This is a genomic window from Paenibacillus sp. BC26, assembly GCF_900116125.1.
GTDB lineage: Bacteria > Bacillota > Bacilli > Paenibacillales > Paenibacillaceae > Paenibacillus_Z > Paenibacillus_Z lignilyticus.
Genome location: NZ_FPAD01000001.1, coordinates 2,982,324 through 3,007,868 on the forward strand (window position 1 = coordinate 2,982,324; position 25,545 = coordinate 3,007,868).

Below are 25,545 nucleotides of genomic sequence, written 5' to 3' on the forward strand. Positions count from 1 at the left end.
TAAGGAAAAGCAAAGCATCACCCCTTCCTGACGAACGGAAGGAGTGATGCTGCATGTTTGAAGCCGGTTTAAGCTACCGGAATGAGATTTTTATTTTTGACAAAATAATCGATGCCGGAGTAAACCGTGATGAGTGCCGCTGCATAACTAGAAATCAAGTCGAATGGAAAATCCAGAAACGCAAACGGGAAATTGTTAAGCAATAACGCGATAATCATCGTAATTTGAATGGCTGTCTTCCATTTGCCCCACGTGCTGGCAGCCAGAACAGAGCCTTCAAGCAGTGCAATCTGGCGAAGGCCGGTGACTGCAAACTCACGACTAATGATGACGATCGCGATCCAAGCATCAAGCTTAGCCATTTCGACAAGCGAAATAAGCACCGCCGCAACTAACAGCTTGTCTGCCAGCGGATCCAACAGCTTGCCCAAATTAGTGACGATTTTGTTCTTGCGTGCAATATAGCCGTCAAGTCCATCTGTGCTCGCTGCAACGATAAAGACCAGCGCGGCCAAAATTTGATTCCAAGTAATGGAAAAATCATCATAGGTGAGCGGCTTGAGATCAACATTGATCAGCAGCAGCACCATAATTATAGGCACCAAAAAGATGCGGACAAGCGTAATGCGGTTGGCTAAATTCACGCGAGCCCCTCCCCGGACATATCAAACTCATAAGCGTGCGTAATACGCACCCTTTGAATTTCGCCGATTGCGGCCTTACATTTCGAGATAAACACTTCACCGTCAATCTCAGGTGCATCGTATTCCGAGCGGCCAACGTATACATCACTGCGGCCGTCATAGCGTTCTACCAGCACGTCGATCTCTTTGCCGACATGTTTGCCGCTGAGCTCTTTGGATACTTCGCGCTGAATTTCCATAAGTGTATTGGAGCGCCACTCTTTCACATCGTCAGGAACCGCATCCGGCAAACGAACCGCCGGTGTATCCTCTTCCGCAGAGTACGTGAACACACCTAAACGATCAAATTTCATCTCGCGTACGAAATCGCATAGTCTTTCGAAATCCTCGTTAGTTTCGCCCGGGAACCCAACAATGATGGAAGTCCGAAGCGCTACATCCGGAATGCGGGCACGAATCCGCTGCACTAAAGCGCGCGTATCCGTTTGGCGTCCAGGGCGGCGCATTCTCTTCAGAATGGAATCCTCGCTATGCTGGAGCGGCATATCAATATAGTTGCATACTTTCGGATTTGCAGCGATGGTTTCGATCAGCTCGTCCGTGAAGAAGCCCGGGTATGCATAATGCAGACGCACCCATGCAATGCCGTCCACTTCGCTTACGCGATTCAGCAGCTCCGGAAGCATAAACTTATCGTACAGATCCGTACCGTAATTCGTGGAATCCTGTGCAATTAAGCTGACTTCCTTGACGCCTTGCTTAGCCAGCATCTCCACTTCAGCCACGATGGACTCCATCGAGCGGCTGCGGAACTTACCGCGCATGATCGGAATTGAACAGAATGTACAAGCGTTGTCGCAGCCTTCGGCGATTTTCACATAAGCCGTGTAGCGCGGCGTTGTCACCAGACGCGGCAGCTTCTGATCGTAGTCAAAGACCGGATTTCCCACTTTAACCGGACGTTTACCGCGAAGCGCTTCTTCGACAATATCCGTAATCTGATGGAAATCACCCGTACCGACAATACCGTCGATCTCCGGCATTTCTTCCATCAACTGCTTCTTATAACGCTGTGTCAAACAACCGGAAACGATAAGCGCCTTAAGACGGCCCGTTTGCTTGAATTCGGCCATGTCCAGAATTGTATTGACGGACTCTTCCTTAGCCGCATCAATAAATCCGCATGTGTTCACGATAATAACGGTGGCATCATCTGCTTGATCCACCAATTGGTAGCCGCGTTGATCGATTAGACCGGACATAATCTCCGAATCGACCAAATTCTTCTCGCAGCCCAATGTTACGACTTTCACTCGTTCTGTCATTTTGTATCCCCCAAACCCCTCCGTAAAGCTATCCTAACAAGTATAATACAAGGCATATTCAGTGTCAAAATACGAAAAAGTCCCAGCCACCGCGACTTTGCCCGCGGACCGGGACTCTTCTTATGTACCTAATTCCCTTAACGATAGTTCGTAAATTGCAGTTCGATTTGAAGATCCGCGCCGCGCAGCATCGCCATGACCGCTTGCAAATCATCAAGGCTCTTGCCCGTTACGCGAATGGAATCCCCTTGAATTTGGCTTTTCACTTTCAGCTTGGAATCCCGAATCAGAATATTAATTTTTTTTGAAATATCCTGCTCGATGCCTTGCTTCAGCTTAATCTTCTGTCTAACCGTACCCGCCGAAGCCGGCTCCAGTTTACCGAATTCCATGTTCTTGATGGGAACGCCGCGTTTGATCATTTTGGATTGCAAAATATCGACGACGCTCTTCAATTTATACTCGTCATCCGATACAACGACGATATCTTCTTTCTCGAGCGCAATGCTGCTCTTGCTGTTCTTGAAATCGAAACGGGTTTCAATCTCCCGCTCCGCTTGTGTAATTGCATTGTTCAGCTCTTGCATATCGACCTTCGATACGATATCAAATGAATTCTCAGCCATCTTCCAGTGCAGCTCCTTTGCTTTTTCATTGTCAAGTATTATAACGCATCTTGCTGCGCAAGAAAAGGCATTCCTCCCGGCTATTCCCAGGATGAATGCCTCTGCGCGTTACTCAGTCGTCTTATTAGCTGCATCTGCTGCATCATCTTCAACCATATCCAACTGCATGCGATGTGGATTTGCTGCATTTCCATCTTCCATCGCAACGCCGTCGAGAGTCACTTCAACCAAATCCGCGCGTCCGACATTGATATAAGCGGGACCGTTGATATCAAGCTCAATGGTTTCGCCGGATTTATTGAATTGATGCTGCAAAATATATTTCCCGTTCTTGTTCTTCTCTTTGACCCCGACCCAAGCACGGCCAGTCGCATTAAACACGATTTTGTGCGCGCCCGCAGGTGCAACCTTGTAATAATCCGTCGAACCGGAAGAACGGTCAAGCGTCAGCGTTGTAGCTGGCACAACAGGTTCCTCCACCGGCTCCTCTGTTGGAGGCGGTGTAACCGGGACTTCATCTTTGCCGCCGGTAGATTCGTTCGTGGAAGCATTATCACCATTTTTGACCGTAGCCTTGTCAGGATTGTTCTCCGGCGCTTTCGTCTGATCCGTCATCTTCGTTTGATCTGCGGAATCCACATTATCTTTGCTTGGCTGCTTAATTGCATAAATATAAACCAGCACGATAATGAGGAGCAGAAACGACCACATCAGCGTACGAAAACCCCATTTGCCCCATCGATCATTGGATTGCGTTTGCGAGCGGCGTGGTCGTTGGATCGGCTCCACCACTTGCTCCGGAACGTTCGAAGGGATTTCCTTATTGTACAAACGAAGAACTTCATCAGCATCAAGCCCCACTGCTTCTGCATAGTTCTTTACAAACGCACGCACATAGAATGAACCGGGAAGCACGCTATAATTGCCTTCCTCTATCGCTTCAAGATAGCGTTTGCGAATTTTCGTCAATTCCTGGATGTCATCCAGGGACAGCCTACGCTGTTCCCTTGCCTTCTGAAGCAAGGCACCCAAATCCGACATGACCACACCTCCTCATTTCATCAAAAATCGTTAAAGCCCATCGTAAACGATTCGTAAGAAATTTCCTCGTCGGGTGTATTGCGCAATTCGATAATATAATCAAAATCACTATATTCATACGCCGATTCCTTCACGAAAATATCCGGATGCTCGATTACTTTCGTTGATGGCATTGCCATTATTTCTTGCAAGAGCGCATGGTGCTTCTCATTCGAACGAATTGTGCTGACAATCCCGTCAATAATAAAAATGTTATTCGGAGTCATTTCTTCTTCCGACAGCTGGCTGCGCACCGTTTGTCTGAGCAGCGTGGAAGAAACGAAGGTCCAGCGCTTATTGGAGCAAACGCTGCCTGCGATGATAGATTCCGTCTTACCGACGCGCGGCATGCCGCGCAGTCCGATTAACTGGTTACCTTCTCGTTTAAACACTTCTCCAAGGAAATCAACCAGCATACCAAGCTCGTCCCGCGTGAAACGGAACGTTTTGCGATCGTCGGAATCTCGTTCAATATAGCGGCCATGACGAACAGCCAAAATATCTACGAGCTTTGGTTCACGCAGCTTAAGCACTGTAATGTTATCGACCTTCTGAAGCATACGTCCGAGAATTTCAATCTTCTCATCGTCATTCGTTTGCAGAAGCATACCGCGGGTGCGGTTCTCTACACCATTAATCGTAAGAATGTTAACTTCAAGCATACCCAGCAAGGAAGCGATATCCCCGAGCAAGCCGGGACGGTTCTTATGTATTCTGTATTCCATGTACCATTGTTTGAATTCCATTATGACACCTCGTGTTTGTGGAGGAATAGGTAGTAATAAGATAATAATTCATGTGTGATAAAAGATTATTCTACAATATTCGTCAATATCCTGCAACCTCCGGCAAACATTACAGAAAAGCCTCCGTTTCGGGAGGCTTTTCTCGTGGAAGGTTTACGAACTTTGTACAAGCTTGACCATTAGGCCAGCAATCGTTTTTCGTTCCTGCTCGTCGCCGACATCCCAAAGTTCCTTAATTGCGCGTTCCTGCTCATTTTTGGGATCGACCTTTTCTCCAAGGAAGGAGCCGATCTCATAGGCAAGATTTGCGATGGTGTCTTCATTCAATCCCATTCCTTTGGCCTGATCCACGCGATCGTGCAAGAAATGCTTCCATGTTTCGAAATTAGAAAGGACAGTTGACATTGTTTCTGTTCCTCCTTCGCATGTTAGCCGTTATACGGCAACAACCGTATTGTACACGCAAAGGGTCGATCTTATTCGGATTTGCCCATCAAGTCAGCCATCCGCCGTTTGGACTAATGATTTGGCCTGTAATGTACGCGGATTCCGGCAGCGCCAAGAAATAAACAAGCGAAGCAATCTCCTCAGGCTGAGCAAAACGTCCAACGGGAATTTCGGATTCCAAGGCCGATTTTTCTTCTGCATTAAGGTTGTCCAGCATTACGGTATCGACGGCACCGGGCGCTACCGCATTCACGGTAACTCCTGACGGCGCCAGTTCTTTGGCTAATGCTTTGGTGAAGGCATTCATGCCGCCTTTACTGGTTGAATACAGCACCTCGCAGGAGGCGCCTGACATCCCCCAAATGGACGAGACATTAATAATGCGGCCGAAGCGCTGGGAAATCATCGCGGGCATAAAGAGCTGCGTACAGAGAAACATACCCTTTAAATTCACATTCATGACTTCGTCCCAGGCTTCTTCCGAAACATCTTCCAGCATGCTGTAATGCGCAATGCCGGCATTGTTTACGACGATATCCGGCATCATGCCGCGCGACTCCAGCTTCTCGCGCATGCGAATCAGCTGTTCCTTAGAGCGAATGTCCGCAGTAACGGTCAGCACATTGGCTGCCCCCAGCCGCATGCATGTGCGAGCCGTCTCGTTGGCGGCTTCATGAGCTTGATTATAATGAATGACGACGTTCATGTTCTCCGCGGCGAAGCGGCGCGCAATGGCCGCTCCGATCCCACGGCTTCCCCCGGTCACGAGCACCGTCATTTCCTTTAATGTTTTCAATTGGCTTCTTTTGCTACGATGGATACGGCCATTCGATTCCAGTCAAAATGATTACGCAGTCGCTCATTTGCTTCTTCGAGCGTAATGCTTTCATAGACGGGCAGCATCTTAAACAAATCTGCACCACGGAATCGATAGCGTGTGAATTCACCGGCGATTGCTTCAGGGGAGTTAAGCATACGAAGATAACCGCCGATTTTTTTGCGTTTGGTCCGCTCGAATGTTTCCTCGTTAAGGCCCGTTGTTTGGGCTTCATCGATAGCAGCGCGAAGCCGGCGAATGAGTTCATCCGGATCGCGGGTTTCGCCACCTACAACAGAGAAAGCATAATCCTCGCTGCTGTTGAACTCATGCCCGAAGGAATCCGAGATGAGATTATCATCGTACAAAGCATGATAAATAGGTGCACTCGAACCTAACAACGCATCAAGCATCAATTTAGTTGCAAGCTCCGTGCGAAGAAGCTCTTCCGGATTCAAAGCGCCGCGATTTTCTTTAAAGCCAATCATGCATTTCGGCATGGAAACAGGCAACGCTGCTGTTTTGCGCGGGATCTTCACCGTTTCCGGCTCCGGATCGAAAAATCTCGAGATTGGGCCTTGCGGCTCAAAGGTCTTTCGGGCCTGATTCTCGCGAACCAGCTTCATAACCGCCTCTGCTTGGACGCCGCCTACAACAAACAAGAACATGTTGGACGGGTGGTAGAAGGTTTCATAGCAGCTGTACAGCGTTTCTTTGGTAATCTGACGGATAGAATCGACCGTACCGGCAATGTCGATATGTATCGGGTGGTTGTGATACAGCGCATCGATCAGCCCAAAATAAACACGCCAGTCCGCATTATCGCGATACATATTGATTTCCTGCTCGATGATTCCTTTCTCCTTCTCGACGTTCTCGTCGGTGAAGTAAGGATTTTGCACAAAGTCGATTAAAGTTTCGAGATTCGCTTCGATTTGCTCCGTCGCCGAGAAAAGGTAAACCGTGCGATCGAAGCTGGTATACGCGTTTGCCGATGCGCCTTGGGATGCAAATGTAGCGAAAATATCTCCCGTCGGCTCTTCAAACATCTTATGCTCCAAGAAATGAGCGATGCCGTCCGGCACTGAAATCGGTGTTTGATCTCCTACGGCAAACCGATTATCAATCGATCCGTAACGGGTGGAGAATGTCGCGTAGGTTTTGCTGAATCCTTCTTTGGGCAGCACTACTACTTCCAGCCCATTCGGTAAAATTTCACGGTACAGCGTTTCTTGAACGCCTGGGTAAGCTAACGTTTCCATAGGCTTAGCCCTCCTTCCTGTCGCGCAGGAAATAGATCGTATCCAGCTCGGTTTTGTGTGCGATGGCGGCGATTTGCTCGGCAGTAACGGCCTGAACCTGCTCCAACAGCTGCGCGGCTGAACGCTCGCGCTTAGATAGAATCGCATTGAAATCAAAGCCGATCATTTCATTCGCGGAATCTTGCAGCTCCCGCAGATGATTGGCGATCATCGCTTTCGTCTGATTCATCTCCAGGTCACTGTAGCTGCCGCTTCGCATGCTCTCCAGCTGTTCTTTAATGATCGTAGTTGCTTTGTCGTAATTGGCGATTTCAATACCGGATTGAATGGTGCAAATGCCTTTGTGCCCGTCTAAACGCGAGGAAGCATAATAAGCCAAGCTGGCTTTCTCCCGTACGTTCAGGAATAGCTTGGAATGCGGGTAACCGCCAAGAATACCGTTATACAGCAGTGCTGCCGGGTAATCATCGTCGCCATAAGCCGTATTAATCCGGAGGCCGAGGTTCAGCTTGCCTTGATTCACGTCCATTCGTTCGACAACCGTCTGAACCTGACTGATCGGCTTGCGAATCTCCGGCAGTGTATAATCGGCAGGTGCTCCCTCATTATGATGGAACGCCTCCGCTACGAGCGCTTTCACTTCTTCCAGCGAAGTGTCACCGACGACATACAAATCAAAGGCTGCATGGGACAGCCAGTTTCGATAAGCTGCCGTTACGGACTCCGGTGTCAGACTCGCTATGTCTTCGAGTTTGCCGAGCGGATGAAGCCTGTAAGGCTCATCCTCGCACATGACCTCTAAGCAACGCTCCGCTGCATAACGAATTTTATCGTTAATGATCGCCTCAAGTCGCTTACGCAGCGTTTCTTTCTCAGCCTCTACGTATTTGGCGCGAAGATGCCCGTTCTCTAATGTCGGCTCGGTTAGTACCTCGCCTAACAGTTTCAAAGATTCGCCAAGCAGCGGTTGCTCGGACGAAACGAACCGATCGTTGATGACGTCCATTCTAAACTGGACGATTTGTGCGTCTCCTCGTTTGTACACGTCAAAGCCGAAGCCTGCACCATACAAGTCATCCAGACGTTCGCGGAACTCAATCGTCTCCGGTGTTGAAGCCGTTCCCCGGCGCAGCACAAATGGAATTAACGCTACGGGAGTAACGGTCTCTTCCGTCAATGGGAGACCGCAGTACAAGGAAATGGAAAATGTTTTGAAGCGCTGTGTGGGCAGAACATGCAATCGAATTCGATTCAGCTGTCCTCGTTGAAATGGAGAGTTGCTCACGCAACACGACCCCCTTCCGCTCAAGTTTATAAAGTCAATCTATTCCAATTTCCTAGGATCTATTCCATTCTACCCGATCGGAAATGGAAGAAGCAACCCGCGTCGATCAGCAGGCTGCTCCTCAAATTACTACATGCAGAAAATATGTTTTCCGATCGTTTTCACTTGCGGACGCGTCCATATCCATTTGGATGTCGCAGTCACCGGATTAAAGTAATAGAGACATCCGCCGGTAGGATCCAAGCCGTTAATCGCATCCTGTACCGCTTTTTTCGCGTTCTCATTGGGTGTCAGCCAAATTTGTCCGTCAGCCACTGCGGTGAAAGCACCCGGCTGAAATATAACACCGGATACCGTATTGGGGAAGCTCGGCGACTTCACCCGATTCAATATAACAGCTGCCACTGCTACCTGCCCGATAAAGGGCTCTCCGCGAGATTCACCGTACACTGCATTTGCCATCAGCTTGAGATCATTCGCAGACAAGCCAAGGTTATTGGACTTGTTTACATCCGATCCCGATGTGTTGTTATTACCGCTCGATCCACTGCCGCTGCCGCCGCCGCTGTTCGTATCTGCTGCGGTCGGTTTCCAATTCTTCGTAGCTTCCCACAGCTTCAATTTGGTTTTCGCCCCGACAACCCCATCGGATTTGAGGCCGAACTTCCATTGAAACCATGTGACTGCTTTTTTCGTGTTGGCCCCGAAAACTCCGTCAACTTTGCCGTCGAAGTAGCCAAGTGCTTTCAACCGGCCTTGCAGCTCTGTGACGTCTTTTCCTGAAGACCCGACTTTGAGTGTAGCGCTGCTGAACGTTTCGGTAGTTTTACCGAACGAGGCATGCTTCAATGTGAAGGCGCCGAACAACAGAAGGACGATGACGATGGTCACCGTAATTAAACGATTTCTCATCTTTAGAATCTGCCTTTCTCTTGCAAATGGATTCGCAAAGCAAGCGAAGCATATTCCTAGTATGAGAAATCAAGGATACGATTATGCATGAATTTGCCTTAAGAGCTAATCTTTCCTGCTTCATATTGATCCATCGTGAGCAGCACTTCACGTGGTTTGCTGCCTTCGTAAGGTCCTACGATGCTGCGCGCTTCCATCTGATCAATCAGTCTTGCGGCACGTGTGTAGCCAATACGCATCCGTCTTTGAAGCAAGGACACCGACGCCTGCTTCGCTTCCAGCACGATACGGACAGCTTGATCATAAAGCTCGTCCAGTATCTCTTCATTCTCGGATACGGTATCATCAATCTCCGGTACCAAATCTTCTTTATACTCGGCTTCGCCTTGACCGCGAGCATAAGCAACAACAGCTTCGACCTCATGGTCGGAGAGGAATGCGCCTTGCACCCGAATCGGCTTCGACATGCCGACAGGCAGGAATAGCATATCGCCCCGACCGAGTAATTTCTCCGCGCCTACCATATCCAGAATGGTACGCGAGTCGACCTGCGAAGAAACGCCGAAAGCAATTCGAGAAGGAATATTCGCCTTAATAACACCTGTAATAACGTCAACGGACGGACGCTGCGTGGCAATGATAAGGTGGATTCCCGAAGCGCGCGCCATCTGGGCCAGACGACAAATCGCATCCTCGACATCGTTAGCGGCAACCATCATCAAATCTGCAAGCTCATCCACGATAACAACGATATAAGGAAGTACCGCTGCCGGATTATCCGCCATGAGCGTATTGTAACCTTCAATATTACGCGTGCCTGACTTGGAGAACATCTCATAGCGTTTCTCCATTTCGACAACAATCTTCTTCAGTGCTAACGATGCACGTCTTGCATCGGTAACAACCGGTGCAAGCAAATGAGGAATCCCATTGTACATATTGAGCTCGACCATCTTCGGATCGATCATAAGCAGCTTCACTTCATCCGGTCGCGCTTTATACAGAATGCTTGTAATAATCCCGTTAATACAGACGGATTTACCGGAGCCCGTAGCACCCGCTACAAGCAAGTGCGGCATCTTCGCCAGATTCCCAACGATCGGCTGCCCGGAAATATCTCGACCGAAAGCAATCGACATCTTCGAGCTCGCATTTAAGAACGAAGGTGTCTCCATAACTTCGCGCATCGTTACAACCGACACTTCTGTGTTCGGCACCTCGATCCCGATCGCCGATTTACCCGGGATCGGAGCTTCCATCCGAATATCTTTGGCTGCAAGCGCAAGCGCGATATCATCGGTCAGACCGACAATACGGCTAACCTTAACGCCTGTGGCAGGCTGTACTTCATACCGGGTTACGGCAGGACCTCGAACAACATCAAGCACCTTGGCTCTTACGCCAAAGCTCTCAAGCGTCGCTTCCAGTTTGCGTCTGGACTCCAAGGAGTCGGCTGTTTCCCCGGTCTTGCCAAGTCCGCTCGGCTTCTGCAGGAGTGCCATCGATGGCAGCACATAGGGTTTCTCCATTGGCCGCTTGACGACACTGAGCGTGCCTTCCGGCGAATCCGGATCATCCGGCATAATGGCAGGACTTGTCGGGATGGCTGCGACCAGCAGCTCTTCCTCAAACTCATCGGCCTCCGCTTCATCCTCCTGTACTTCAGCCGGATTATCAATCGGGCGGAAATCAGTGAGCACATCCGCGTTATCCTTCTCATCATCGTAAGGAAGCTCCCAAGCCGGAATCGGCTCTTGTTTCGGTTTCGCCGTTCGTTCTTCGATCTGCTCCAGCACATTCGCCTGCCAGCCAAGCTCGTCTTCATCCTCATTGTCTTGCCAAGGCATCCGTCCCGCTTGACCTTTGGCATCCGTCGTCTTATGTCCATCATCCATCTGCCACTCGGAATCATGAGCTTCCTCATTAGTCTTCGGTACTTCGTTAAACCAAGAGAAAATAGGAAATCTGCTCTTCTTCGCACGCGGGTTATGCACGGGTGCATAATTCTCGTCATCATCGTCATCCAGGTCATCCAAGGTCACGACATTGCCTTTAGCCGGCCCTGCTTTCGCACCTGCCGATGCCAACGATTGTCTCTTCGTGAACAACTTCATCCGTAGCAGCGACCAGAACCGACCGCCTCTTATACGGCCAGCCCGCAGTAAATCCACATAGGATTTACCGGTCATGAGCATAATGGCGATCGCGAACATAACGATCATAATGAACTTAGCGCCAAAATAACCGAACAGCCAATAGAGCAGCGTATATTGTATGGCTCCCGCATAACCGCCGCTGACGGTAGGAACGACACGATCCACCTGAGCCTGCTGAGCTGAGGTCATTAATGTCCCGCGAATATCGCTTCCCAGTTGAGAAAGTATGTAAGAAGCTGTCAGTCCGCCCGTTGGTTCTGTTTTCAGATCCATTACGGCTACCGAGCTCCATAAGGTGCATGCAAGTACGGCGAGTAGGAAGCCCGTCTTACGTGTGGACCAGCCTGTTGGCCAGGCGCGTTTCATCATGACAATCAGACCGACATAGATGCCGACTAGCGGAAGGACAAAATAAAACTTACCCAGCATTAAACCAAATAGTTTGGACAAGGAACGGCCAACCGTTGCTTCACCCGACAACGCTATTACGGATACGGTTATGAGTAAAATGCCATATACTTCATATTTAAGGCTCGTCCCAATTGAGCTCTTTCTCTTCTTCTTTTTCTTCGCCAAAATGGTCACCTCTGGTAGCCATTATACCATAGGAGACCATAGGTTGTGCTACTATTATCCAGTAAGGGCGGGCTTTCTACGAGGATGGATGCCCGAAAGCGATCAACGTTCCCGGGTAAAGCTCCGGACGCAAATACGCATCTAACGGACCGTCAAGCAAACGTACGATACGTCCGACGCCCGGCGTAACCGATTCGATTTGCAGCTGTACATCCCCGATCTTTATGGACACATACGGCCCCGGCTGATGGTTGATTCCGTCATAAACAAGCTCCAGCGGCATTGTTGAATAGATCGTCATTGCGTTAACCCTCCTGCCCCGGCAGCGGTTGCTTGCTTACGCTGATCAATCAGTAAATTCAAATCACGCAGCGCCTGTCCAATGCCGCCTACGGCATCGATCAACCCATGCTTCACCGCATCCGGACCGATAACGGTCGTCCCAATATCTCGTGTAAGCTCACCTGTTTTAAACATCAATTCTTTGAATTTCGCTTCGGATATATTGGAATGGGAAGTAACGAACCGTACGACCCGTTCTTGCATTTTGTCCAAATATTCGAAGGTTTGCGGTACCCCAATAACGAGTCCGTTTAATCGAATCGGATGTATGGTCATCGTCGCTGATTCCGCGATAAACGATTTGTTGCCGGCTACCGCTATCGGCACTCCGATCGAATGACCGCCGCCGAGTACCAAAGTTACCGTTGGCTTGGTTAGCGAAGAAATCATTTCGGCAATAGCTAACCCTGCCTCCACATCCCCGCCGACCGTGTTCAGCACAATCATAATGCCTTCGATCTTAGCATTTTGCTCTGCGGCGACTAGCTGAGGGATCAAGTGCTCGTACTTCGTTGTCTTGTTTTGCGGAGGCAATACGAGATGTCCCTCCACCTGCCCGATAATCGTCATGCAAAATATATTGGACTCCGCTTGCGGCGTCGTCGTTTGACCCAACTGCTGAATCGTTTCCACGATCGGATTTGTGCTCGGTTTACGGTCAGGTGCCGGCGGCGGCTCCGGTTGCTCCGATTTAAAAACTAGTTGATCCTCAAACATATGCCTTGTCCTCCTCAACATTCCACCTAAACTGCCTATGGTCGGCTCTGCATAGTATGGAATCTGCCTGTAGAATTATACAATTCCCGGCAAAAAGAAACGGCCTCCGAGATTGAGCATGACGCTCTTCGGAGACCGTTACCTATAGGTGGGACAATTCTATACTTCCATGATGATTGGCAAAATCATTGGGCGACGGCGCGTTTGCTCATACAAGAAACGTCCGAGTGCATCTTTCACATTCGTTTTGAGCGATGCCCACTCATTGACTTTATCGTTCATCAGCTTATGCAACGTTGAAGTTACGATACGGTTAGCTTCTTCAAGCAGACCTTCGGACTCGCGAACGTAAACAAAACCGCGGGAGATGATATCCGGACCGGACAAAATCGCACCATCTTGCTTGCTTAGCGTTACTACGACTACGAGAATGCCGTCTTGGGACAGAAGCTTACGGTCGCGAAGTACGATATTACCTACATCGCCTACGCCAAGTCCGTCAATCAGGACGTTACCTGCAGGTACTTTGCTGCCTTTACGAGCAACGCCGCCTGTGAATTCAACTGTATCCCCATTGTCGATTACGAAGATATTCTCGCGCTCGATCCCTACGGATTCACCCAGCAAGGCGTGCTGGCGAAGCATACGGTATTCACCGTGGATCGGAATGAAATATTTCGGTCTGATGAGGTTAAGCATCAGCTTCAATTCTTCTTGGCTGCCGTGACCGGAAACGTGAACGCCGGAAACAGAACCCGGTCCGTAAATAACATTAGCTCCGAGACGGAACAGCTCGTCTACCGTACGGCCAACATAACGCTCGTTACCCGGAATTGGAGTTGCTGCAATAATAACCGTATCGCCAGGCATAATATCAACCTTACGATGTGTCGAACGCGCCATGCGCGTAAGAGCGGACATCGGCTCGCCTTGGCTTCCTGTCGAAAGGACTGCAACGCGGTCAGCGGCCATTTTGTTGATTTCTTCAGGCTCGATAATCGTGCCTTCCGGAATGTTCAAATAACCCAGTTCGGATGCGACCGACACGACGTTGACCATGCTGCGGCCAACAACGGCTATTTTGCGTTTTGTTGCGATTGCTGCATTCACGACTTGTTGAATACGGTGAACGTTGGATGCAAAAGTTGCAACGACGACACGTTGCGTAGCTTTACGGAAAATATCTTCAAGCTCAACACCGATCATGCTCTCCGAAGGAGTAAAGCCTGCACGCTCGGCATTCGTGCTATCCGACAGCAAGGCCAGAACGCCGCGCGCTCCGATTCCCGCCATACGCTGCAAGTCTGCGTATTGATTGTTTACCGGTGTATGGTCGAACTTAAAGTCGCCTGTATGCACGACTGTACCTTCCGGAGTATCTAAGCATACGCCTACGGAATCCGGAATACTGTGGTTTGTTCTGAAGAAGGACGCTTTCATGGATCCCAATTGCACTTCGGAATCCGCATTGATCAGGATGCGTTTCGTCTCGCCAAGCAAGCCCGCTTCCTTCAATTTGCCCTCGATCAAGCCAAGTGTTAATTTCGTACCGTAAATCGGCACATTCAAGTGTTTCAATACATATGGCAAGCCGCCAATGTGATCCTCATGACCATGCGTAATCAGAATCCCTCTTACTTTATCGCGATTCTCCGTTAAATACGTAATGTCTGGGATGACAATATCAATTCCGAGCATATCTTCTTCCGGGAATTTAAGACCTGCATCTACGACTACGATATCATTTCCATATTGAATGACATACATGTTCTTCCCGATTTCACCGACGCCGCCAAGTGCGAAAATAAGCAGCTTATCCTGGATGTTTTTCTTAGACAAGTGTATCCGTACCTCCTAATAGTTTTACGAAACAAACCAGACCTCATCTCCGCCGTAACGACAGAAACCGAAGCTAATCTGATCGAACTTATATAATAGTTGTCCAAATTGTATGGCTGGACGTTCCTCCCGCAGGAACGCTGCTTCATACAAGTAATAACTAGTGCTGTTCAACGCCACCCTAGGCGTTACACATTTTCAATATTTTGCCGCACACCGTCACTTGCATTCATTATACATGATTGAAAATACGAAAAACAAGTAAAGGAGAAAATGTCCAGTCAAGAATGACCTTCTCTATGTACAAACAAAAAACCGATGCAAGCGCACCGGTTTGTGGCGACTGCGGAAATAAGGACCACGAGCAGTGAATAACGTGTTAGTTCAAAATGCTGCGAAGCGCAGCCAGCTCTGACTCGTTCGCATCAACCAGAGGCAAACGAACGCCGCCTACAGGCAGACCTTTCAGGTTCAGTGCCGCTTTCACGAGCACAGGGTTCGGAAGATCAAACAGCCCTCTGAAGATAGGCAGCGAAGCAGCATGCACCTTGTAAGCTTGTGCAACATCGCCCTTCAAATAAGACTCGATGATTTCACGAATCTGCTTGCCGATAATATGGCTGGCCACACTGACAATACCATGTGCTCCTACAGCAACCGCAGGCAGTGCACTGCTGTCATCTCCGCTGTAAACGCGGAAATCTGCAGGTGCTTGCGAAGCGATCAAGGTCACTTGATCAAGGGAAGCACATTCTTTAGTCGCCACGATATTCGGAATTTGAGCAAGACGAAGCGTAGTCTCGGCAGACATGCTGACAATCGTACGTCCAGGAACGTTATAGACCATAATTGGCAGTTTAGTGCCTTCAGCGATAACTTTGAAGTGCTGGAAAATCCCTTCTTGCGTCGGCTTGTTGTAATAAGGCACAACCAATAATGCCCCATCCACTCCGCATTTCTCTGCCACTTGAGTCAAGTGGATGGAATGAGCCGTTTCATTGCTTCCGGAGCCTGCAATAATTTTGCAGCGTCCGCGAGCGTGCTCTACAGCAAAAGTAAACAATGCGATCTTCTCATCATCGGTAAGCGTCGGGGATTCCCCGGTTGTCCCGGAAACCACGATGCTATCGCTCTGCTGATCTTCGATCAAGTAGTCCATTAACCGTCCTGTTGTTTCCCAGTCAATCGATCCGTCCGCATGGAACGGGGTAACCATTGCAGTAATTATTCTTCCGAAATCCATGTATGATTCCTCCCAAGGTGAATCGGCTGTCTCCTTCGCTACGACGGATAAGCACGTTTCATGCCGATGAAATATAAGCTAAGTATAAAGTGAAACTTATACGTTCTTATATGAAAAAAAAGGTCTGCGAAGCAAAACATCAGAACTCGTTTGCCTTGCTTCGCAAAGCTTGACTTCGTAATCTGGTTTCGTGTTTCGAATTGCATAATTATAAGGCTACTTAAGATTGCTATTCATGTAAAGAAAATTTAGTGTGCAGCGCTTGCAGTGCACCGGCCATGTACTTTTCACTGACCAGCACCCAAATTGTCGTGTTGGAATCCGCTGATTGCAAGATGGGTATCCCTTGCTCCGTCAGCGCTTCCACAATACGTGCCATGATGCCGGGAACACCGTTCATTCCGCCGCCTATGACGGAGATTTTGGCACATCCGCTTACTGCCCGCGGTGTATAACCGATATCATGCAGAACCGAAACGGCCTTGTCTGCATCATGATCAAATACGGTATATACCGCACCACCGGGATTTACGTTAATAAAATCAACACTGATTTGATGCCTAGCCATTGCTTGAAACACTTGCAATTGTACGTCGGTGTGTCCATCCTGCGCCTGTACCGTAATTTGAGTAACACCGCTGACATGTGCCACACCGGTGACATGACGATCTCGCACCGCAGATGCTTTGGCAGCCGCATCGAAGGTGTCCGTCACAAGCGTCCCCTCTTCTTCAGAGAAGGTTGAACGTACGCGAAGCGGAATACGAGCTTGCTGGGCAATCTCTACCGCTCGCGGATGAATGACTTTCGCGCCTTGTCTTGCCATGTTGCCGATCTCAGCATAGCTGATTACCGATAATGGCCGAGCATCCTTCACGATCCTGGGATCTGCGGTTAGAATGCCGTTTACATCTGTATAAATATCGACTCGCTCTGCGCGGAGCGCAGCGCCTAAGGCAGTCGCCGAAGTATCGCTGCCGCCTCTGCCGAGCGTCGTAATATCCCCTGCTTCTGTCACGCCTTGAAATCCGGTAACGATTACAACTTGACCATCCTCTAATGCTTTATGAATGGCTTCCGTCCGAATTTCAATAATACGGGCACGCCCATATTGGTTATCGGTTATAATGCCTGCGCCTCCGCCGGTCAACGCAATCGCCGGAATCCCTGAGGCACGCAACATACTGCAGAGTAATGCAGCGGAGATGATTTCTCCGCAGCCTTGCAGCATATCACGTTCTTTAGCAGGAAGTGAATCCCCATGATTGCGAATAAGCGAGAGAAGCGTGTCCGTTGCGTAGGGATCGCCTTTTCTCCCCATTGCAGAGACGACAACGACGAGTCCGTACTGTCGTTGCCGTTCCCGCTCAATATGTCCGATGACTAATTGTCTGGCTTCGTCCGAGGACAATGATGTCCCGCCGAACTTCTGAACGAGGATGCGCATTCACAAGCCTCCGTATCCGAACGAGAACAACGTCGTCGAATCGTTAGCTTCCTGAACAACCTGCTTCTGTTGTGGATCGTCTATTCTTTCTCAATGGCGATGTATTCTGCGATTTGCACAGCATTCCATGCTGCGCCTTTGAGCAGATTATCGGAAACAATCCATAGATTCAAACCGCGTGCACAGCCTAGATCACGGCGAAGTCGTCCAACGAAAACTTCAGGTTTGCCAGCCGCTTCGGTAGCCAGCGGATAACGTTGCCCTGTAGGATCGTCGACAAGCTCGACACCCGGAGCTTCGGCAATGAGCGTCCTGACGTCTTCCAGTTCATAATCTTGTTTGAGCTCTACGTATACGGATTCTGAGTGGCCATAAACGACAGGAATACGAACACATGTCGCTGTTACGTCGATGGACTCATCACCCAAAATTTTCTTCGTTTCTCGAACCATCTTCATTTCTTCAAGCGTGTAACCATTGTCTTGGAACTTATCAATTTGCGGAATCGCATTGAATGCAATCTGATGTTTCACCGGCAACGATCCTACCGGCAAAATATCCGGATTCACGTCATTGCCATCCAATACCTCGCGCGTCTGACGCAGCATCTCGTCTATTGCACGGCTGCCTGCGCCGGAAACGGCTTGATAGGTGGAGACAATAATACGAGAAATACCGTAACGGTCTTGCAATGGCTTCAAAGCCGCAACCATCTGAATCGTCGAACAATTCGGATTCGCAATGATCCCTTTGTGATCATTTACCTTATCGATATTCACCTCAGGTACGACTAGCGGCGTATCCGGGTCCATCCGATAAGCATTCGTATTGTCGATGCAAACAGCGCCATGCTCGACAGCGTGGGGGGCAAGTGCCTTTGTCACATCGCCGCCCGCACTGAACAAGGCGATTTCGATTCCTTTAAAGCTGTCCGGCGTAGCTTCCTCCACCGTAATTTCTTTTCCCTTGAACATGATCTTCGTACCCGCTGAGCGTGCGGAAGACAGCAATTTCAGCTCAGCGATCGGAAAATCCCTTCTCTCGAGCAAACCAATGATTTGTTCTCCTACTGCGCCTGTCGCACCAACTACTGCGACGTTAAACAACTTTTGATTCGACATGAAGGATCGCTCCAATTACATCTGAATTCGTAAAATTGAGACTTTTCTGCTTACAAATTAAGAACGTTCAATCAATAAAGGCTGCAGCTGTTTACCCAGTAAGGCGGCTTCGCAAGCCTCAGGTACGAGCTCCATTTTGGCGACAAGCGAGTTAGGCTTCTGAATAGGATTATCCTGCCCGAAGGGTACAAAATAAACGTTTTTACAAACTAAAAGTTTTGCAATGTTAGCGGCGTTTAAGCCGAGACCGTCATTCGTCGAGATGGCGAGAACAAGCGGACGTTGATTGCGCATTTGCGCTTTCGCAGCCATGAGTACAGGGCTATCAGTCATCGCATTGGCGAGTTTACTTGTCGTATTGCCCGTGCAAGGTGCAATAACAAGAACGTCGAGCAGTTTAGATGGCCCCAGGGGCTCAGCATCGACGATTGTCGAAATAATTTCATTGCCAGTGATGGACTTTAGCTGCCGCTGCCACTCTGCCGCAGTTCCAAATCGCGTATCCGTAGTAATCAGTGTTTGCGTCACGATTGGAACAACATTCGCTCCCTCGTCAACAAACCGCTGAATGACCGGCATGACCTCTGCAAACGTACAGTGAGAACCGGAGAGCGCATAGCCCACCGTTTTGCCTTGCCATTTCATTGCTCATTCCCCCGTTGCCTGAAATCTTCCTCAATCAATCGACTTAAACAATCCGCAATGATACGTCCAGCGGTTTTGGGTGCGACGATTCCTGGTAGGCCGGGGGCGAGCAACGCTTTAATTCCGCGCTTCTCGGCAAAGCGGAAATCCGTTCCGCCGGGCTTCGAAGCGAGGTCAATAATGACCGCTCGCGATGGCAAATTTGCTATAATTTGCGCTGTGACTATCATAGTCGGAATTGTATTAAAAAGCAAGTCAATATTCCCTACAAACTGCTGTAATTGCTTGATGTAGAAGGGCTCGAACCCCATCTCATACGCTCTTGCAAAATGCTCCTCGCGGCGCACGCCTACCTTCACTTTCGCCCCAAGTCCTTGCAATGTGCGTGCCAATGTAAATCCTGTTCTGCCGATGCCGAGCACCATGCAGGATGAACCGTGAATGGTGATATCCGTGTTCTGAATCGCCATCATGACAGCACCTTCCGCTGTCGGGATGGAGTTATAAATGGCGACGTCATCGCGGTCGAACAATTCAACAAGGCGAATCGCATATTTACCGCATAAATTCCGCAAATATGGTTTTGCCATCCCCGTATACACGGTGCAATGCTTCGGTAATCGTGCAACATATTCATCAGTCAGCACTAATTCGCGGTCACTGAAAACAGCAATGATTTTGCCGTCATCGTCCGTTCCGACGGCCGGCAGCACCAGCGCATCAGCAGTCGCAAACAAATCCTCGCTGAGCTCGGCGCGCACCGCTCCGTCCAGTGAGGAATGCAGCTGATCAAAGCCCGCAACCGTAACCGATGCATCGAGCTCGGTCAGCTTCCGGATGACCTCTAGCCCCCGAGCGTCGCCGCCAAGAAGCAAGACCTGAACCCCTGTCAACATAAGGGTATCACTCCTTTCCTACTGTAACCGTTAGACGCGCGTATTTCGCGGCTCGGTTAGCAGTACTACTGTAACCGTTGGACACGTAAGCATCGCGGTCCGGTTAACAGCATCTCTGTAACTGCCCCAGCGCCTTCCGTCAAGGCAACCCAAATGACAGTATGCGCACTTGGTTATAGACCATCTTATGCATCCGCCCAGAGCGGGGTGAAAATGAAATTCGAGCCGCCATTAAACGCAAAAGAGCACCGAGGCTGCAGCCTCGATGCTCTTCTCACAATAAATATATAATTTCTGCTTTTTCGGGTTACACGCCCGTATGGCCAAAGCCACCTGCACCGCGTACGGTATCCGGCAGCTCATCCACCTCGGCAATAGCTACATCAGGCACGATCTGGAACAGCATCTGCGCAATGCGCTCCCCACGCTCAATGGTAAACGGCTCTTGCCCCAAATTAACCAGCAGCACCTTTACCTCGCCTCGGTAATCGGCATCGATTGTCCCGGGTGAATTCAAGCAAGTTATCCCATGCTTGTAGGCAAGCCCGCTTCTTGGACGGATTTGCGCTTCCAGTTCTGCGGGCATTGCCATCGAGAACCCCGTCGGGATGAGCTTGCGCTCTCCCGGGTTCAAGATGACAGGCTCGTTAACTGCCGCTTGAAGATCGAACCCCGCCGCAAGCTCTGACATCTTACGCGGCAAAGCGATTTCTTCACTGCCCGGCAGTCGTTTAAATAACACTTGAAACAAGTGAATCCCTCCCGATTGACGCTGCTGCTTTATCGTTGCTGCCGACCATCGCCACGGCAAAAGGAACGGATAGCATTCGTTTCGTTACGTCTTGAATATCCTTCATATCGACATCATCAATGCGCTTCAGCATTTCATCCAGCGTATAGTGGCGGCCGAGCATCAACTCGTTCTTGCCTAGTCGATTCATACGGCTTGACGTGCTTTCAAGGCTAAGAATCAGACTTCCTTTCAGCTGCTCCTTACCACGATGCAATTCAGTATCCGTTAAGCCTTTAACGGCCAAATCATGCATTTGAGCCATCGTCAGCTCCAGTACTTCTTTCGTTTGCTTAGGCGCTGTCCCTGCATAAACGGTAAACAATCCGCTGTCTGCGTAAGAGGTATGATAGGAATAAACCGAATACGCAAGTCCGCGTTTCTCGCGAATTTCTTGGAACAGTCTGGAGCTCATGCCTCCGCCAACCGCATTGTTCAGCAAAATCATCGCATACAGCTGCGGATCTGCAATGGAACAGCCCGGGAACGAGATACAAATATGGTTTTGTTCGGTTTTCTTCTTATGGAACAGGTATTGCCCGCTAAAGGTTGGAGTGGAAACCGCAGTTTCCGTTCCGTTATTTTGGAAACCGCCGAAATGTTTCTCCAGCAGCTCGATCAGTGCTTTTTCTTCCACATTGCCTGCCACGCTAATGACGGTGTTGTCGATTCGGTACTGGCTCTTCATATAACCGCGCAGCGAATCCCCGTCCATGGCGCTTAACCGCTCTTCCAAACCGAGAATGGAATAAGCAAGCGGGTGATCCCCGTAAGCGGCACGCGACGCTTCATCATGTACTTTATCATCAGGTGTATCTTCATACATCGAAATTTCTTCGAGAATGACATTTTTCTCTTTGGCCAATTCTCCCGCGTCCATTTGTGAATTGAAGAACATGTCTGCTAACGCGTCCACGGCGATTGGCAAATGCTGATCCAATACTTTGGCAAAATAACAAGTGTATTCTTTGGCTGTAAACGCATTGACATTACCGCCGATCCCATCGAACAGATCCGCGATATCTTTGGCGCTGTGACGTTCCGTTCCTTTAAACAACATATGCTCGATAAAATGGGAAATGCCGTTATTCTCCGGCGATTCATTTCGCGAGCCGGTCTTGACCCAAATTCCAAAGGCCACCGATCGGAATGTCGGTATGTATTCTACTACGACGCGTAAACCATTGCTAAGGGTATAGTTATTCAATTCGGTTCCTCCTACACGTTTTCTGCTGCTTCTTCTCCACCTAGCAGAAATACAATGACTTCACTATAACAAAATTATGGTCTTGCCTCAACTAATGAGGTTCTCTTGGAGGAAAGCGTCTCGCTTACCGTGCCGAGCATAAGCCCTTTCTGCTTGATTGCGGTTATCATCCCTTGAAGCGCTGCACTCGACGAATCCGTCGGATGCATCAGGATGAGCGATCCTGGCTCTACGCGAGTGCGGACCTTACGAATGATCGAATACGCGGGCGGATGCATCCAGTCTACCGTATCGAGCGTCCAGAGGACGGTTTTGAGCCCCTGCTCTGCTGCGACATCAACCGTCATTTGGTTAAAATCGCCGGAAGGCGGCGCGAACCACTTATTCGTGACATTCAAGGTCGACTTAAGCAGTGCTTCGGTCTTTGCAATTTGATTATATGCAGAACGCCGATCAAGTTGACTCATCTTTGGATGCGTATAAGCGTGATTCGAGATCTCATGTCCCTCTGCTTGAATTTGCTTAGCGACATCGGTATTTTTCTTGAGCCAAGACCCATCGAAAAAGAACGTAGCTTTTACGTTTTCTTTCCTCAGCGTGTTCAGCATGGACGGAATGTATTCATTGCCCCAAGCGACATTGATCATTAACGCTACCATAGGTTTGTTTGGATTGCCTTTATAGATGGGAACCCGTCCGAGGTCATCCAAGCTAATTTTCGGTTCCACTTCTTTGTATACGAACCGAATAGGCTCGCTCTCCGGGGCATTCTCCATGAGCCGATAGGTTTTGTCCACATCAATCTCGAGCCCGTTATAGCCCGGTATCGCTTTCCATACCCGATCTACTCTCGCGTCGACAGGTGCTATACGCTTCTTCTCCGCCTCTAATTGAATCGTATCCATGAGAGCTGAATTCGTACCGGAAAATGCATATAGCGTTGGTACAAAAGCCGCACGGTCTCCATACTTAAGCAGCATCATATAGTCGTTGAGCGGGCCATTAAGCCTTACAAACAAGATCAGCGTAAGCATGACTGATGCCATGACGATTGCTTTTTTCAGCTTCATAGGAGCTGTCCCACCCTTCTCCTTCATCATATTATGGCTCGGCCCACTTTATGAGAAGAAGCGAAGAACATCCATGCAACAAAAAAAGAGACAGATGCTGTCATCTGTCTCTAACTTCGTATCTGCCCTCGCATTCCTTAGGACTGCTGAGCAGGAACCTCTGGAGTCAGAACCGCTTTGCGGGACAAGTTGATACGGCCTTGTTGGTCGATTTCCGTTACTTTAACCGTAATTTGATCGCCGATTTTCAAGACATCTTCAACTTTCGCAACACGCTCTGTGGAGATTTGTGAAATATGAACCAAACCATCTTTATTCGGCAAAATCTCGACGAAGCAGCCGAATTTCTCGATCCGTTTTACTGTACCGAGGTAAACCTCGCCTACAACGACTTCACGTACGATGCCTTCGATGATTTGTTTTGCACGCTCATTCGCTTCTGCGTTGGAAGAAGCGATGAAGACTGTTCCATCTTGCTCGATATCGATTTTTACGCCGGTCTCATCAATGATTTTATTGATGATTTTACCGCCGGAGCCGATAACGTCACGGATTTTGTCCGGATGGATCTTCATAATGACGATCTTCGGTGCATATTGCGACAGGCTCGTACGAGGTGTTTGCATGACTTCATTCATTTTACCAAGAATGTGCAAACGGCCTACACGTGCTTGCTCCAAGGATTGCGAGAGAATCGCACGATCGATACCGTCGATTTTGATATCCATTTGAATGGCAGTTACGCCAGCTGCCGTACCGGCAACTTTAAAGTCCATGTCGCCGAGGTGATCTTCCATCCCTTGAATATCCGAGAGAATGGAGAAGTGATCGCCGTCTTTGATTAGCCCCATTGCGATACCTGCTACAGGTGCTTTGATTGGAACGCCCGCATCCATCATGGCAAGTGTGCTTGCGCAGATACTTGCTTGGCTGGTGGAGCCGTTCGATTCCAATACCTCGGAAACGAGACGAATCGTATATGGGAATTCAGTTTCATTCGGAATGACTTTGGACAACGCGCGCTCGCCAAGAGCACCGTGACCGATTTCGCGACGGCCCGGAGGACGCAGCGGTCTGGCTTCCCCTACACTGAACGGAGGGAAGTTATAGTGATGCATGAAACGTTTCGTTTCAGTCAGATCGATACCGTCAAGAATTTGCACATCGCCAAGTGCGCCAAGCGTACAAATGCTTAGTGCTTGCGTTTGTCCACGTGTGAACAACCCGGAACCATGCGTGCGTGGCAGCAAGGCAACATCACATTCGATTGGGCGAATTTCGCTCAGAGCTCGTCCATCCGGACGAATCTTATCATGCGTGATCAAACGACGAACTTCTTCTTTCACGATATCGTAAAGAACTTCCTTTACATCGCCAATAAGCTCAGGCGTTTCCGCATATTCCGCTTCAAAGTGAGCAATCGTATCCGCATTCACAACGTCAATCGCTTCTTGACGAGCATGCTTCTCCGCAATGCTGACTGCTTCAACAAGACGTGTTTTCGCGTAAGCGCGAACAGCCTCATTCACCGCAGCATCCACTGTATGTAGCTTCACTTCAACCTTCGGTTTCCCTGCAAGCGCTTGAAGCTCTTCAATTGTAGCAACAATACGTTTGATTTCATCGTGACCGAACATGATGGCTTCGAGGATGACATCCTCCGGCACTTCGTTTGCTTCCGCTTCAACCATCATAATCGCATCTTTGGTGCCTGAAACGACAACGTGAACGTCGCTCTTCGTTTCTTGATCAACCGTTGGGTTAATGATGAATTGACCATCGATACGGCCAACGATTACGCCGCCAATCGGTCCGTTGAACGGAATATCAGACAGCGTCAACGCTGCCGATGTACCGATCATCGCTGCGATTTCCGGTGTGCAGTTTTGATCCACGCTCATGACGATGTTGGCAATCTGAACTTCGTTACGGAAGCCTTCCGGGAACAGCGGACGAATCGGACGGTCTGTCAAACGGCTCGCCAGAATCGCTTTCTCACTTGGACGTCCTTCACGTTTAATGAAGCCGCCCGGAATTTTACCTACGGCATACAAACGCTCTTCATAATTGACGGTCAGCGGGAAAAAGTCCAGATTCTTCGGTTCGCTGGACGATACCACCGTACACAAGACTACAGTTTCACCGTATTTGACGGTTACTGCTGCGTTTGCTTGTTTAGCCAGACGACCCGTCTCCAGAATAAACGGTCGGCCGCCAAGCGTTGTTTCTACACGATGCAGCATATTATTCCTCCTTAACTGCAAGCCGCTACATCCCACCCGGGATGCTCAGCTGTCAGGTTTCATTAATTTCCATACGCAAACTTACATACCAAAAACTGCTGTAAAATTA

Annotated in this window: 23 protein-coding genes; all 23 read right to left on the reverse strand. The window is 49.3% G+C overall.

The features are described 5' to 3' along the window. Nucleotides 1–68: 68 nt before the first annotated feature. Nucleotides 69–644 carry a CDP-diacylglycerol--glycerol-3-phosphate 3-phosphatidyltransferase gene (pgsA, locus tag BM412_RS13280; protein ID WP_090976403.1) on the reverse strand — a complete coding sequence of 192 codons (576 nt, stop codon included), beginning with the start codon at nt 642–644 and terminating at the stop codon, nt 69–71. After that, complete coding sequence (rimO, locus tag BM412_RS13285) at nt 641–1,969, reverse strand: 30S ribosomal protein S12 methylthiotransferase RimO (protein ID WP_091218589.1); 1,329 nt, start codon at nt 1,967–1,969, stop codon at nt 641–643. Before rimO ends, pgsA begins: the two co-directional genes overlap by 4 nt. A 137-nt stretch (nt 1,970–2,106) precedes the next feature. Beyond that, a complete protein-coding gene (locus tag BM412_RS13290) occupies nt 2,107–2,595 on the reverse strand; it encodes a YajQ family cyclic di-GMP-binding protein (RefSeq protein WP_091218591.1) in 489 nt (162 codons plus the stop codon). Nucleotides 2,596–2,703: 108 nt separating this feature from the next. Continuing rightward, nucleotides 2,704–3,636, reverse strand: a complete 933-nt coding sequence (locus tag BM412_RS13295; RefSeq protein ID WP_091218594.1) for a helix-turn-helix domain-containing protein — start codon at nt 3,634–3,636, stop codon at nt 2,704–2,706. A 20-nt stretch (nt 3,637–3,656) separates the two neighbouring features. Continuing rightward, nucleotides 3,657–4,421 carry a DUF3388 domain-containing protein gene (locus BM412_RS13300; RefSeq protein ID WP_090976411.1) on the reverse strand — a complete coding sequence of 255 codons (765 nt, stop codon included), beginning with the start codon at nt 4,419–4,421 and terminating at the stop codon, nt 3,657–3,659. Nucleotides 4,422–4,574: 153 nt separating this feature from the next. Continuing rightward, entirely contained in the window at nt 4,575–4,826 is a 252-nt protein-coding gene (locus BM412_RS13305) for a DUF3243 domain-containing protein (protein WP_091218597.1), read from the reverse strand. Between the two features lie 88 nt (nt 4,827–4,914). Then, entirely contained in the window at nt 4,915–5,646 is a 732-nt protein-coding gene (gene ymfI / locus BM412_RS13310) for an elongation factor P 5-aminopentanone reductase (RefSeq protein ID WP_091220405.1), read from the reverse strand. 14 nt (nt 5,647–5,660) lie between these two features. Continuing rightward, entirely contained in the window at nt 5,661–6,947 is a 1,287-nt protein-coding gene (gene yfmH / locus BM412_RS13315) for an EF-P 5-aminopentanol modification-associated protein YfmH (protein ID WP_091218600.1), read from the reverse strand. A gap of 4 nt (nt 6,948–6,951) precedes the next feature. Next, complete coding sequence (gene yfmF, locus BM412_RS13320) at nt 6,952–8,232, reverse strand: EF-P 5-aminopentanol modification-associated protein YfmF (RefSeq protein WP_091218602.1); 1,281 nt, start codon at nt 8,230–8,232, stop codon at nt 6,952–6,954. A 129-nt stretch (nt 8,233–8,361) separates the two neighbouring features. Further along, a complete protein-coding gene (sleB, locus tag BM412_RS13325; RefSeq protein WP_091218605.1) occupies nt 8,362–9,144 on the reverse strand; it encodes a spore cortex-lytic enzyme in 783 nt (260 codons plus the stop codon). 98 nt (nt 9,145–9,242) lie between these two features. After that, nucleotides 9,243–11,876, reverse strand: a complete 2,634-nt coding sequence (locus BM412_RS13330; RefSeq protein ID WP_091218607.1) for an FtsK/SpoIIIE family DNA translocase — start codon at nt 11,874–11,876, stop codon at nt 9,243–9,245. A 76-nt stretch (nt 11,877–11,952) separates the two neighbouring features. Next, nucleotides 11,953–12,177, reverse strand: a complete 225-nt coding sequence (locus BM412_RS13335; RefSeq protein WP_091218610.1) for a YlzJ-like family protein — start codon at nt 12,175–12,177, stop codon at nt 11,953–11,955. Beyond that, nucleotides 12,174–12,935, reverse strand: coding sequence for a ClpP family protease (locus BM412_RS13340; protein ID WP_091218612.1), 762 nt, complete (start codon nt 12,933–12,935; stop codon nt 12,174–12,176). The genes BM412_RS13335 and BM412_RS13340 overlap by 4 nt, the downstream gene beginning before the upstream one ends. A 159-nt stretch (nt 12,936–13,094) precedes the next feature. After that, nucleotides 13,095–14,774, reverse strand: coding sequence for a ribonuclease J (locus BM412_RS13345; RefSeq protein ID WP_091218615.1), 1,680 nt, complete (start codon nt 14,772–14,774; stop codon nt 13,095–13,097). Between the two features lie 379 nt (nt 14,775–15,153). Then, the gene (dapA, locus tag BM412_RS13350; protein ID WP_091218618.1) at nt 15,154–16,017 is read right to left on the reverse strand and encodes a 4-hydroxy-tetrahydrodipicolinate synthase; all 864 of its coding nucleotides are present in this window, start codon (nt 16,015–16,017) and stop codon (nt 15,154–15,156) included. 229 nt (nt 16,018–16,246) lie between these two features. Then, entirely contained in the window at nt 16,247–17,464 is a 1,218-nt protein-coding gene (gene dapG / locus BM412_RS13355; protein WP_091218620.1) for an aspartate kinase, read from the reverse strand. An 80-nt stretch (nt 17,465–17,544) separates the two neighbouring features. Further along, on the reverse strand, nt 17,545–18,585 hold the full coding sequence (locus BM412_RS13360; protein ID WP_091218623.1) for an aspartate-semialdehyde dehydrogenase: 1,041 nt from the start codon (nt 18,583–18,585) through the stop codon (nt 17,545–17,547). 57 nt (nt 18,586–18,642) lie between these two features. Beyond that, entirely contained in the window at nt 18,643–19,230 is a 588-nt protein-coding gene (locus BM412_RS13365) for a dipicolinate synthase subunit B (protein ID WP_090976436.1), read from the reverse strand. Further along, nucleotides 19,227–20,126, reverse strand: coding sequence for a dipicolinate synthase subunit DpsA (gene dpsA, locus BM412_RS13370; RefSeq protein WP_091218625.1), 900 nt, complete (start codon nt 20,124–20,126; stop codon nt 19,227–19,229). Before dpsA ends, BM412_RS13365 begins: the two co-directional genes overlap by 4 nt. A 307-nt stretch (nt 20,127–20,433) precedes the next feature. Then, a complete protein-coding gene (gene dut / locus BM412_RS13375) occupies nt 20,434–20,877 on the reverse strand; it encodes a dUTP diphosphatase (protein ID WP_091218628.1) in 444 nt (147 codons plus the stop codon). Next, complete coding sequence (locus tag BM412_RS13380) at nt 20,858–22,123, reverse strand: M16 family metallopeptidase (RefSeq protein ID WP_091218630.1); 1,266 nt, start codon at nt 22,121–22,123, stop codon at nt 20,858–20,860. Before BM412_RS13380 ends, dut begins: the two co-directional genes overlap by 20 nt. 74 nt (nt 22,124–22,197) lie before the next feature. Continuing rightward, nucleotides 22,198–23,193 (reverse strand): polysaccharide deacetylase family protein, encoded by a 996-nt coding sequence (locus BM412_RS13385; RefSeq protein WP_091218633.1) that lies wholly within the window; start codon nt 23,191–23,193, stop codon nt 22,198–22,200. Between the two features lie 137 nt (nt 23,194–23,330). Next, a complete protein-coding gene (gene pnp / locus BM412_RS13390; protein WP_091218634.1) occupies nt 23,331–25,436 on the reverse strand; it encodes a polyribonucleotide nucleotidyltransferase in 2,106 nt (701 codons plus the stop codon). Between the last annotated feature and the right edge of the window lie 109 nt (nt 25,437–25,545).